9 protein-coding genes are annotated in these 11,899 nt (G+C 73.7%); 5 read left to right on the top strand and 4 right to left on the bottom strand.

Annotated features, from left to right (window positions below; translation table 11 throughout):
• The first annotated feature begins 9 nt into the window (after window positions 1-9).
• Both BM093_RS25960 and BM093_RS25955 read left to right on the top strand, forming a co-directional pair.
• Window positions 10-1,011, top strand: a complete 1,002-nt coding sequence (locus BM093_RS25960) for a thiamine-phosphate kinase (RefSeq protein ID WP_245773807.1) — start codon at window positions 10-12, stop codon at window positions 1,009-1,011.
• A 106-nt stretch (window positions 1,012-1,117) separates the two neighbouring features.
• Window positions 1,118-2,896, top strand: coding sequence for an L-lactate permease (locus BM093_RS25955; RefSeq protein WP_093351269.1), 1,779 nt, complete (start codon window positions 1,118-1,120; stop codon window positions 2,894-2,896).
• A gap of 71 nt (window positions 2,897-2,967) precedes the next feature.
• Here the strand turns inward: BM093_RS25955 and BM093_RS25950 are convergent, their stop codons facing one another.
• The 4 genes from BM093_RS25950 to BM093_RS25935 form a co-directional block, all read right to left on the bottom strand.
• Entirely contained in the window at window positions 2,968-3,171 is a 204-nt protein-coding gene (locus BM093_RS25950) for a hypothetical protein (protein ID WP_143105525.1), read from the bottom strand.
• A gap of 370 nt (window positions 3,172-3,541) precedes the next feature.
• The gene (locus tag BM093_RS25945; RefSeq protein ID WP_177238711.1) at window positions 3,542-4,945 is read right to left on the bottom strand and encodes a (Fe-S)-binding protein; all 1,404 of its coding nucleotides are present in this window, start codon (window positions 4,943-4,945) and stop codon (window positions 3,542-3,544) included.
• 62 nt (window positions 4,946-5,007) lie between these two features.
• Window positions 5,008-6,162, bottom strand: a complete 1,155-nt coding sequence (locus BM093_RS25940) for an FAD-binding oxidoreductase (RefSeq protein WP_093351258.1) — start codon at window positions 6,160-6,162, stop codon at window positions 5,008-5,010.
• 33 nt (window positions 6,163-6,195) lie between these two features.
• A complete protein-coding gene (locus tag BM093_RS25935; RefSeq protein WP_093351254.1) occupies window positions 6,196-7,650 on the bottom strand; it encodes an FAD-linked oxidase C-terminal domain-containing protein in 1,455 nt (484 codons plus the stop codon).
• A 223-nt stretch (window positions 7,651-7,873) separates the two neighbouring features.
• Here BM093_RS25935 and BM093_RS25930 point away from each other — a divergent pair, with 223 nt between their 5' ends.
• The 3 genes from BM093_RS25930 to BM093_RS25920 all read left to right on the top strand — a co-directional run bounded on the left by BM093_RS25930 (window position 7,874) and on the right by BM093_RS25920 (window position 11,851).
• Window positions 7,874-10,021 (top strand): malate synthase G, encoded by a 2,148-nt coding sequence (locus BM093_RS25930; protein ID WP_093351251.1) that lies wholly within the window; start codon window positions 7,874-7,876, stop codon window positions 10,019-10,021.
• Window positions 10,022-10,099: 78 nt separating this feature from the next.
• Window positions 10,100-11,296 carry an MFS transporter gene (locus BM093_RS25925; protein WP_093351248.1) on the top strand — a complete coding sequence of 399 codons (1,197 nt, stop codon included), beginning with the start codon at window positions 10,100-10,102 and terminating at the stop codon, window positions 11,294-11,296.
• A gap of 66 nt (window positions 11,297-11,362) precedes the next feature.
• Window positions 11,363-11,851, top strand: coding sequence for a GNAT family N-acetyltransferase (locus BM093_RS25920; RefSeq protein ID WP_093351245.1), 489 nt, complete (start codon window positions 11,363-11,365; stop codon window positions 11,849-11,851).
• Window positions 11,852-11,899 lie beyond the last annotated feature (48 nt).

Raw genomic sequence — 11,899 nt, 5'->3', positions numbered from 1 at the left:
GCAGCCCCCGTGTCCCCATCCGCGAGTACGCCCGAGGGCGGTTCCGAGGCGAGCGTCTCACTTCGTGAGGTCGGCGAGTTCCATCTGATCGACCGCGTCACCACGGGGCGGTCCCAGCCGGACACGACCCTGCTCGGGCCGGGCGACGACTCGGCGGTCGTCGCCGCCCCGGACGGCCGGGTGGTGGCGTGCACCGACGTCCTCGTCGAGGGCGTGCACTTCCGGCTGGACTGGTCCTCGCCCGACCAGGTCGGGCGCAAGGCCGCGGCGGCGAACCTGGCCGACGTCGCCGCGATGGGCGCGGTCCCGACGTCGCTGCTGGTCGGCCTGGCCTGCCCGTCCACCACGCCGGCGGCGCAGCTCGAGGAGCTCGCCGACGGGATGTGGGCGGAGGCTGCGACGGTCGGGGCCGGGCTGGTCGGCGGGGACCTGACGTCCGGCCCGGTGATCGTGGTGACGGTGACCGCGCTCGGCTCGCTGCAGGGCCGGGAGGCGGTGCTGCGCTCCGGCGCACGGCCGGGGGACCGGGTCGCGGTGTGCGGGCGGCTGGGCTGGTCGGCCGCGGGGCTGGCCGTGCTCGGGCGCGGGTTCCGCTCCCCGGCCGCACTGGTCAACGCCCACCGGGTGCCGGAGCCCCCGTACTCGGCCGGGCCCGCCGCGGCCGACGCCGGTGCCACCGCGATGATCGACGTCTCGGACGGGCTGCTGGCCGACCTGGCGCACGTGGCACGCGCGTCCGGGGTGGCGTTGCGCCTGCGGTCACGGGCGTTCACGGTGCCGGCGCGGCTGTCCGAGATCGGCTCCGCGCTGGGGCTCGACCCGCTGCGCTGGATGCTGACCGGGGGCGAGGACCACGCCCTCGCGGCGACCTTCCCGGCGGACACGCCGCTGCCCGCGGAGTGGGCCGAGATCGGCGTGGTGGAGGCCGTCGACGACGCAGGCCCGGTCGTCACCGTGGACGGCCGCCCGTACGACGGCGAGGCCGGCTGGGTCCACTTCGCGAAATTCTGATTCCACTTCCGGTTGCGGCCACGCCCGTCCGGGTGAAAGGGTCCCCCTCGTTCGTAGGCGTTCGGACGCTTTGTCCGGATGCCCGGAGTCACGAGGGGATGTCACCGTGGACAACCTGGGCGTGCTCAGCCTGCTCGCTCTCGCACCGATCCTCGTCGTCGCGGTCCTGCTCGTCGGCCTGCGCTGGCCGGCGAAGTACGCGATGCCGATCGGGTTCGTCGCCGCCGCGCTGGTCGGCGCGCTGGTGTGGGGGATGGACACCACGACGATCATCGCGTCGTCGATCGAGGGCCTGATCCTCGCGATCGGCCTGCTCTACATCATCTTCGGCGCGTTGCTGCTGTTGCAGACGCTGACCCAGAGCGGTGCGCTGGCGACGATCCGTGCCGGGTTCACCAGCATCAGCCCGGACCGGCGGGTGCAGGCGATCATCATCGGCTGGCTGTTCGGCTCGTTCATCGAGGGCGCCTCGGGGTTCGGTACACCGGCCGCGGTGGTCGCCCCGCTGCTGCTCGCGCTGGGCTTCCCGGCGCTCGGCGCGGTGCTGGTCGGCATGGTCATCCAGTCCACCCCGGTCAGCTTCGGCGCGGCCGGGACCCCGGTGCTCACCGGGATCGGCGACGGCCTGGCCGGGTCGGGCGAGGTCGAGGCGCGGACCGCGCTGCTCGGGCTGGACCCCGGGGGCTACCTCGCGACGATCGGGCTCGAGGTCGCCGCGCTGCACGCGGTCGTCGGCACCCTGGTTCCGCTGTTCATGGTCTGCCTGCTGACCCGGTTCTTCGGCGCGAACCGCAGCTTCGCCGAGGGACTCGGGGTGGCGCCGTTCGCGATCTACGCGGCGTTCGCGATGACCGTTCCCTACGTCGTCGTCGCCGCCCTGCTCGGCCCGGAGTTCCCGGCGCTGCTCGGCGGGCTGATCGGGCTCGCCCTGGTCATGTTCACCTCCAGCCGCGGTTTCCTGATGCCCGCCCGGGTCTGGGACTTCCCGCCCCGGGAGAGCTGGCTGGACCGGTGGACGGGCACCATCGAGCCCGACACCTCGGTCGCCGGTGCCCGGATGAACCTCTGGCTGGCCTGGACGCCGTACGTCCTCATCGCGCTGGTGCTGGTCCTGACCCGCACCATCGAACCGATCAAGGACGCGCTGCAGTCGGTCACCGTCGGGATCGACGACATCCTCGGCACCGGCATCGGCGACGACGTGGAGGTGCTCTACTCGCCGGGTGCGGTGTTCCTGCTGGTCTGCCTGGTCACCTACGGCCTGCACCGGATGAGCGGGCGGCAGATCGGCGCCGCGTGGCGGGTCTCGGCCGGTCAGCTCGCCGGGGCCGCGGTGGCCCTGCTCTTCGCGCTGCCGCTGGTCCGGATTCTGATCAACTCCGGGCCCGACTACAACGCGAGCGGGCTGGCCAGCATGCCGCTGACCCTCGCCGAGGGCGCCGCGACGCTCGTCGGCCCGGCCTGGCCGATCCTGGCACCGTGGATCGGCGCGCTCGGTGCGTTCGTGGCGGGCAGCAACACCGTGTCCAACCTGACGTTCTCGCTGTTCCAGTTCGCGACGGCGGAGAACATCGGGGTGCCCCCCGAGACGGTCGTCGCCGCGCAGGCGGTGGGCGGAGCGGCCGGCAACATGATCACCGTGCACAACGTCGTCGCCGCGTCGGCGACGGTGGGGCTGCTCGGGCGGGAGGGTGACGTCATCCGGATGACGATCATCCCGATGACCTACTACTGCCTGCTCACCGGCGCACTGGCGTTCGTCCTGATCCACGGCGTCGGGCTCAACGCCGGGACGGCGCTGCTGGTGCTAGTGCTGCTCACCCTCGCCGCGATCGTCGTCGGTCTCAGGCGGTCCGCCACGCGGCTGCCGGCCGCACGCTCCTGACCGCTGCCCGGAACGACGGCGGCCCGGTCACCCCCGAGGGGTGACCGGGCCGTCGTCGGGTGGGCCGGTGCTCAGGCGCCGCGGCGCCAGAACAGCAGGATCCGGCGCAGCCGGTTACGCAGCTGCGGGTGGCCGGGCTCGGACCGCTGCGGGGCGGGGAACTGGCGGAACTCCGCAGGCGCCGGGGTCAGGTTCGCCGCCGGGAGGGTCGGCGGGTCCATCGCGACGAGGGTCTGCGGGAAGTGGCGCGAGGACGCGCTGGGGCTCGGGGTCACGGACTTCTCCTCCACGGCCGATCCATCGCCGTACGTGGTGGTTCCGTTACCGCTTCTCGGGTGCACACGGCCTCCTGGTGTTCTCCTCGACCGCCGGGGCACGTCGCGTCCGCACGCCGCCCCGGGGAGGCCGCCGGGACCGGGTACCGGTGGGCGGCGCGGAGGGACGCGCGGGCGACGGTGCCCGTGTCGCGATCGGGCCTTCACGATCAGGTCTTCACGATCAGGGTAGTCGGCTCCGGGCTACCCCGGAGCGCGCACGACGACACCTCGGTTCCCCGGGCCGGTCACCCGAGTGATCACGGATCCGGCGTCGTTCCGGCCAACGGTGACCGTTTCCGCTCCCGATCCGTGACCACCGCGGGTTCGGTCAGCGGTGCGGGACCTCTGCGCCGCGGATGCTCGCGTCGAGCAGCTGCACCGGGTGCAGCAGCGGTACGTCGCCCCAGCCGGCGTCCACGGCGGGAGCGCGCCCGGTGCTCCCGCCCGTGGTGGTCCCGTCCGCGGTGGCCCCGCCGCCGGGCAGGTACTTCGCGATCTGCAGCAGGCAGCCCGGGTTCGCGGTGACGACGACGTCGGGTCGCGCGTCCCGGATCTTCCCGGCCTTGCGCTCGCCCAGCTCGGCCGCCGCGTCCGGCATGATCATGTTGTAGATGCCTGCCGAACCGCAGCACAGCGACGCCTCGGCGATGTCGACGAGCTCCAACTCCGGGATCGTGCGCAGCACCTCACGCGGCTGGTTCCGCACGCCCTGGGCGTGCCCGAGGTGGCACGCGTCGTGGTAGGCGACCCGGCCGGACACCGGGGTGCGCGGGGCCCGCGGGCCGCCGTCCTCGGACTCCGGGCGGGCGTAGAGGTCGGCGAGCACCTCGTGCACGTCCCGGCAACGGGCCGAGAACGCCCGCGCCCGCTCGGCCCACGCGGGGTCGTCGGCGAGCAGGTGGCCGTAGTCCTTCATCGAGGAGCCGCAGCCGGCGACATTGGTGACGACCGCGTCGACGTCGAGGGTCTCGAACCGGGCGATGGTGCGCCGGGCGCGGTCCAGCGCGGACTCCTCCCGGCCGGCGTGCACCTCCAGCGCGCCGCAGCACTGCTGGTCGCGGGGAACGAGCACGTCGCAGCCCTCGGCGGAGAGCACGCGGACCGTGGCCTCGTTGACCCGGTGGAAGAACACGTCCTGCACGCAGCCGGAGAGCAGCGCGACCCGGGCCCGCCGGGGCCCGACCGCGGGGGTGTGCACCGGCAGCGTCGCGAACGCCTCGCGCACGGTCACCGGCGGCAGCAGCGACTCCATCGCGGCGAGCCGCCCCGGCAGCCGGTCGGCGAGCCTGCGGATCGCCGGGACGGCACGCAGCTTCTGGTACAGCGCACCGGGCAGCGCGGCCGCGCGCAGCCGCCGCTTGTACGGGAACAACGCGAAGATCGCGTCCCGGAAGAGCTGATCCGTCCTCGACCGCTCGACGTTGCGCTCGATCTGCGGGCGGACCGACTCGAGCAGCTTGTCGTACTGCACCCCGGACGGGCACGCGGTCACGCACGCCATGCAGCCCAGGCAGTTGTCCATGTGCTCGGTGAACGGGCCGTCGAGGGAGATGTCACCCTTCTCGGCCAGGTCCATCAGCAGGATCCGGCCGCGCGGGGAGTCCATCTCCTCGCCCCACAGCACGTAGGTCGGGCAGGTCGGCAGGCAGAACCCGCAGTGCACGCAGTCGTCGAGCAGCTCGCGCTGCGGCGGGTGCACGGCGTCGAACGCGCTCGGGGCCTGCTGCGGGATCTTTGTCTCGGCGGCCCCGGTCGGGGTGCCGTCGGTCTCGGGGGTGCTCGTCACGGGAGGCCTCACATCCAGGGGGCGAAGCGGCCGGGGGCGAACCGGGCTTCGGGGTCGAGCTGGTTCTTGATCGCGGTGAGCAGCGGCAGGGCGGACGGGGCCGCGCCCCAGGCGGGGGCGTCGAGGTCCGCCGGGCGGTCCCGCAGCACCGAGGTGCCGCCGGCGGCGGCGACGGCGTCGTGCACGTCGGTGACCGACGCGTCGTGCACGGTCACGGTGGCGACGCCGGTGGCCAGGCCCGCGGTGACGGCGGTGGCCGGCAGCCGCCCGAGCAGCGGGGCGAGGGAGCGGGGTGCGCACCCGATCCGGACCACGGCGTCACGGCCAGCGGCCCCAGCGGCCCCGCCGACCCCAGCGGCCCTGCCGGGTTCCCCGGTGGTCAGGGCCGCGTGCTCGTCCCACGCGTCGGGGCCCACCTCGCGGGCGCCGTCGCCGAGCAGCTCGACCAGGCGCCGGACCCGGGCCGGCAGGGTCGACGTGCCACCCTCGAGCCGCACCAGCAGGCGCCCGGGGTCACCGGAGAGCCACTCGACGGCGATCGGTTCCAGCGGGCTCGCCATCAGGGCGAGCACCCGCTCGGCGGCGTCGTCCACCGGGCCGTCGACGGCGACGCAGGCGGTCGCCTTCGCCACCGGGTGCAGCCGCAGCACGACCTCCACCAGCGGCCCGAACGTGCCGTAGGAGCCGTGCAGCAGCTTGGCCATGTCGTAGCCGGCCACGTTCTTGATCACGTGCCCGCCGCTGCGGACCATGGTGCCGTCGGCGAGCACCGAGGTCGTGCCGATCACCAGGTCCCGCATGCCGCCGTAGATCAGCGCGGACGGGCCGGCGTCGGCGGTGGCGACCAGCCCGCCGACGGTGGCGCCCCGCCCGGCCCGGGCGGCGTCGAGCGCGAGCCGCTGGCCGTGGCCGGCGAGCTCGGCCTGCAGGTCGGCCAGCGGGGTGCCGGCGTGCACCGACACGGTCATGTCCCCGGGGTTGTGGGTGATCACCCCGGACAGGGCGGACAGGTCGAGCGTGGCGTCGACCGCGTCCGGGCGGCCCGCCCAGTGCCGGGCGGTCCCGGCGCCGGAGATCGCGAGCCGGCCGGGGACGTCCAGGACGGCGTCGCGGACCTCGGCCGGGGTGGTCGGGCGCAGCGTGGTGGGTGCAGCGCGGGTCATCGTTCGGGCCCTTCGTCGCGGGGGCGGATGGCTCTACAGGCGCTCGATCAGGCCGGCTTCCTCCAGCGGGTGCGGCCGGTAGCGGCCGGGCTTCTCACCGCACAGCCGTGGGGTGGGCAGCAGCTTGCCGGGGTTGCAGATGTGGTCGGGATCGAACCCGGCCCGGACCCGGTCCATGACGGCCAGGTCGTCCACGCCGAACATCGCGGGCATCGAGCACGCCTTGTCGGTGCCGATGCCGTGCTCGCCGGACAGCGAGCCGCCCATCTCCACGCACAGCTCCGCGATCCCGGCGGAGAGCCGTTCGGCGCGTTCGGTCTCGCCGTCGGCGGCGGAGAACAGCACCAGCGGGTGCAGGTTGCCGTCGCCGGCGTGGAAGACGTTGGCCACCCGCAGGCCGGCCTCGGTCCCCATCGCCTCGATCCGCTCCAGCACCTCGGACAGCCGGGTCCGGGGGACGACGCCGTCCTGCACGATGTAGTCGGGCGAGATCCGGCCGACCGCGGCGAACGCGGCCTTGCGGCCCCGCCAGATGTTCGCCCGCTCCTCGGGCGAGCCGGCGACGTGCAGCCGGGTGCAGCCGTGCCGGTCGCAGATCTCCTTGACCTGTGCGAACTGCTCCTCGCACTCCTCGACGGTCCCGTCGAGCTCGACGACCAGCGCGGCGGGGGTGTCGAGGGAGTACCCGGCGCCGGTGGCGCCCTCGGCGGCCTCGATCGCCAGCGCGTCCATCATCTCGACCGCGGCCGGCACGATCCCGGCGGCGACGATGTCGGAGACGACCTGGCCGCCCGCGGCCACGGACGGGAAGTCGGCGAGCAGCGTCCGCATGACCTCCGGGGTGCGCAGCAGCCGCACGGTGATCTTCGTGACGATCCCGAGGGTGCCCTCCGAACCGAGGAACACCCCGCGCAGGTCGGGGCCGGACTGCTCGGCCGAGTCCGAGCCGAGGGTGACGACCGAGCCGTCGGGCAGCACGACCTCGAGCGAGAGCACGTGGTTGGTGGTGAACCCGTACTTGAGGCAGTGGGCCCCGCCGGAGTTCTCCGCGACGTTGCCGCCGATCGTGCACACCTGCTGCGACGACGGGTCCGGCGCGTAGTAGAGGCCGTGCGGTGCCGCCGCCGCGGTGATCTCCAGGTTCGTCACCCCGGGTTCCAGGACGGCCCGCCGGTTCTCGGGGTCGACCTCGAGCACCCGGTTGAGCCGGTTCAGCCCGATGACGACGCCGTCGGCCACCGGCAGCGCGCCGCCGGACAGCCCGGTCCCGGCGCCGCGGGCGACGAACGGGATCCGGTGGCGGGCGCAGACCCGCACGCACCCGGCGACGTCGTCGGCGGTGCGGGGGAGCAGTACCAGTTCGGGGACGACCCGGCTGCCGGTCAGCCCGTCGCACTCGTAGGTGCGGGTGCGGACCGGGTCGCTGAGCACGTCGCGCTCGCCCAGCAGGGCCACGAACTCGTCGCGGATCGGTGCGGCCAGAGGCATCGGTGCGCTCCTTCGGCTCGGTCCGGCTGCCGGTCGGTGAGTGCGGTGCGTCGGCTGCCGGCCGGGGCCTCTCCGGGTGCGTGTGGGGGTGCACGCGAGGGTACGTCGGTGTCCATGCTGCGAGGTCCGAACTCGCGTCACACTACTTTCATGATGCGGAAAAGATAGTCCACTGGTAGAAATGTGACCAGTCGCAGCACCAACTCAGAGAAGGTGGTCACAGATGGCCGACAGCTCCGGGCTGCAGGTCGATCCGCACCTGGCGGCGTTCGTCGAGGACGAGCTCCTGTCCGACGTGGACCTCTCCGCGGCGGACTTCTGGGCGACCCTCGCGCGGCTGCAGGAGCGGTTCGCCCCGAGGATCGCCGCGCTGCTGGAGAAGCGGGACGAGTTCCAGGCCCGCATCGACGACTGGCACCGCGCGAACGGTGCCGGGTCGGTCGAGGACTACGAGACGTTCCTCACCGACCTCGGTTACCTGCTCCCCGACGCCTCGCCCACGATCGACGTCGACCGCGTGGACCCCGAGATCTCCGAGATCGCCGGTCCGCAGCTGGTCGTCCCGGCGACCGTGCCGCGCTACGCGCTCAACGCCGCGAACGCCCGCTGGGGCTCGCTCTACGACGCGCTGTACGGCACCGACGCGCTGCCGCAGGACGGCGAGCTCGCGCCCGGGTACGACGAGCGCCGCGGTGCCCAGGTCATCGCGGGCGCCGACGAGCTGCTCGACGAGCTCTTCCCGCTCGCCCGGGGCAGCCACGCCGGGGTGAGCGCCTACCGGGCGGGCACCGACGGCCTGGTCGCCGAGACCGGAACGGGTACCACCGGGTTGGCCGACCCCGCGCAGTACGCCGGTTTCCGCGCGGTCGACGACCAGGGCCGCGGCGCCGTGCTGCTGACCCGCAACGGGCTGCACCTCGAGATCACGGTCGACCCGACCACGCAGGTCGGCGCGCAGCACCACGCCGGCGTCTCCGACGTGGTGCTGGAGTCCGCGGTCACCACGATCGTCGACCTCGAGGACTCGGTCGCGACCGTCGACGGCGAGGACAAGACGCTGGCCTACCGCACCTGGCTGGGCCTGCTCACCGGGAACCTGGTGTCGGAGTTCGAGAAGGGCGGGCGGACCGTCACCCGCCGGGTGCACCCGGACCGCTCCTACACCGCGCCGGACGGTTCGGAGCTCACCCTGCCCGGGCGCTCGCTGATGCTGGTCCGCAACTGCGGGCACCACATGACCACGAACGCCGTGCGGACCGCCGACGGCCAGGAGGTCGCCGAGGGCGTCCTGGACCTGCTGGTCTCCGCTGTCGCCGGGCTCTACGACCTGCAGGACAAGGGCCCGCACACCAACTCCCGCGCCGGCAGCGTCTACATCGTCAAGCCGAAGCAGCACGGCCCCGAGGAGGTCGCGCTGACCGTCGAGATGTTCGGCGCGGTCGAGGAGGAGCTCGGGCTGGCGCCGAACACGCTCAAGATCGGCATCATGGACGAGGAGAAGCGGACCACCGCCAACCTCGGTGCCTGCATCGCCGAGGCGGCCCAGCGGGTCATCTTCGTCAACACCGGCTTCCTCGACCGCACCGGTGACGAGATCCACACCTGCTTCCGGGCCGGCCCGGTGCAGCGCAAGGGCGACATGAAGGCGACCACCTGGCTGCAGACCTACGAGGACCGCAACGTCGACGTCGCGCTCGCCGCGGGGTTCTCGCACACCGCCCAGATCGGCAAGGGCATGTGGGCCAAGCCCGCCGCGATGGCCGCCATGCTCGAGGAGAAGATCGGCCACCCGCGGGCCGGCGCGAACTGCGCGTGGGTGCCGTCGCCGACCGCGGCGACCCTGCACGCGCTGCACTACCTGCGCGTCGACGTGCACGGCGAGCAGTCCCGGATCTCCTCGCGCGGCATCGCCGACCGGCGCCGGCTGCTGGAGCTGCCGATCGGTGAGCCCTCCACCCTCACCGCCGCGGACATCACCCACGAGCTCGAGACCAACTCCCAGTCGATCCTCGGCTACGTCGTACGCTGGGTGGGCATGGGCATCGGCTGCTCGACGGTCCCGGACCTGGAGGGCGTCGGGCTGATGGAGGACCGCGCGACGCTGCGGATCTCCAGCCAGCTGATCGCCAACTGGCTCGCGCACGGTGTCGTGGACGAGCAGACCGTGCGGGACACGTTCGCCCGGATGGCCGCGGTCGTCGACGACCAGAACGCCGGCGAGCCCGGGTACCCGCCCATGGCGAAGGACCTCGACGGCAGCGAGTCCTTCCAGGCCGCGCTGGAGCTGGTGTTCACCGGCGCCACCGAACCGAACGGCTACACCGAGCGCACGCTGACCCGATGGCGGCAGCGCGCCAAGACGAACGCCTGACCGTTTCCGCGTCACCGACGACGCCCCCGGGACCACGTCCCGGGGGCGTTGTTCTGTGCAGGGGGAGGAGACCACACCGTGAAGGCCTGGATGCGCCCGGCGGCTGCGCTGTTCGGCGTCGGCTTCGGCGCCAACCAGTTCAGCCCGCTGATGGTCATGTACCGCGAGCAGGGGAACTACTCGGCCACCGTGGTCGCCGCGTTCTTCGGCGTGTACGTGCTCGGGCTCGCGCCCGGCCTGCTCGTCGGCGGGCCGGCCTCGGACCGCTGGGGACGGCGCCGGGTGCTGCTCCCGGCGACCGCGCTGGCGATCCCGGCGAGCGGGGTGCTCGCGCTGGGGGCGTTCGCCGAACCGTTCCTCTACGCCGGGCGGCTGCTGTTCGGGGTGAGCATGGGCGTCGCGATGGCGGTGGCGACCACCTGGGTCAAGGAGCTGTCCGACGACGGCGGCGGCGCCCGGCGCGCCACCCTCGCCCTGACCCTCGGCTTCGGTGTCGGTCCGCTGGTCGGCGGCCTGCTCGCGCAGTACGCGCCGCTGCCGATGGAGCTGCCGTACGCGGTGCACGTGCTGCTGATGATCCCGGTCGTGTGGGGCCTGCGCCGGGGCGCGGAGACGGTCACCCCGGACCCCGCCCGTTCCCTGCTGCGCGACCTGCGGGTGCCGGCCGTCGCGCACCCGCGGTTCGTGTGGCTGGTGCTGCCGGCCGCGCCGTGGGTGTTCGGGGCCGTCGCGCTGGCCTACGCGGTGCAGCCGGCGCTGGTGTCGCCGTCGGCGGGGGAGTGGGGCCTGCTCGTGGCCACCGCCATCACCGTGGTGAGCCTGACCGTCGGGTTCGCCGCCCAGTCGGTCGCCCGCCGGATCGACCGCCGCTCGGAGTTCGCGACCTCCCGGATCGGCATCGCCCTGGTGATCGCCGGGACGGTGGTGAGCGCGGGGGTCGCGGCCACGGCGTCGATCCCGCTCGCGCTCGTCGCCGCCGCGCTGCTGGGCGGCGGGTACGGGTTCGTCCTGCTCTCCGGGCTGCAGGAGGTGCAGCGGATCGCGCCGCCCGAGCACCTGGCCGGGCTGACCGCGGTCTTCTACTCGCTCACCTATGTCGGGTTCCTGCTGCCGGTGGTGCTCTCGGCGCTGACCCCGCTCGCCGGGTACCCGCCGCTGCTGCTCGGGGTCGCCGCGCTGGAGGCGGCCTGCCTCGGGCTGGTGTGGGCCGGGGCGCACCGGGTCGCCCGGGCCCGCGGACGCACCGGGCCGCAGCAGGCACCGGTCGCGGCCTGACCATCGGCTCCACCGGCCCGGCCGGGTGCCCGGAGTCCGGCCCCGCCCGGGTCCGATGATGGTCCGGTGCTCGAACTGCGCGTCGCCGCCCTGGACCACCCCGACGCGACCCGGCTGGGTGCCGAGGTGCAGGCCTACTACCGGCAGGTCTACGGCGACGGGGACGCCACCCCGATCGCCCCGGCACAGTTCGCCGCCCCGCACGGCACGTTCCTGATCGGCTACGACGCCCGCGGCGCGGCGGTGGCGACCGGGGCATGGCGGGCGGTCGACGCCGACGCGGCCGACCCGGAGCGCCGCGACGGCGACGCCGAGCTCAAGCGGATGTACGTCGTCCCCGGCGCGCGGGGGAACGGGTACGCGCGCATCATCCTGGGGGAGCTCGAACGCAGCGCGCGGGCGGCCGGGCGTCGCCGGGCGATCCTCGAGACCGGAACCGGGCAGCCCGAGGCGATCGCGCTCTACCTGTCGAGCGGGTACCACCCGATCGGCCGGTTCGGTCCGTACCGCAACGATCACCGCTCGCGGTGTTTCGGCAAGCCCCTGGTGGAGTGAGCCCCGGTACGGTGGCGGGCGAAACGTCCAGTTGCGCCGATAGGATGA

The organism is Pseudonocardia ammonioxydans, from assembly GCF_900115005.1.
In the GTDB taxonomy this organism is placed as follows: Bacteria; Actinomycetota; Actinomycetes; order Mycobacteriales; family Pseudonocardiaceae; genus Pseudonocardia; species Pseudonocardia ammonioxydans.
The sequence above is the reverse complement of the archived record's forward strand: the minus strand, read 5'-3'. Positions and strand labels throughout refer to the sequence as shown.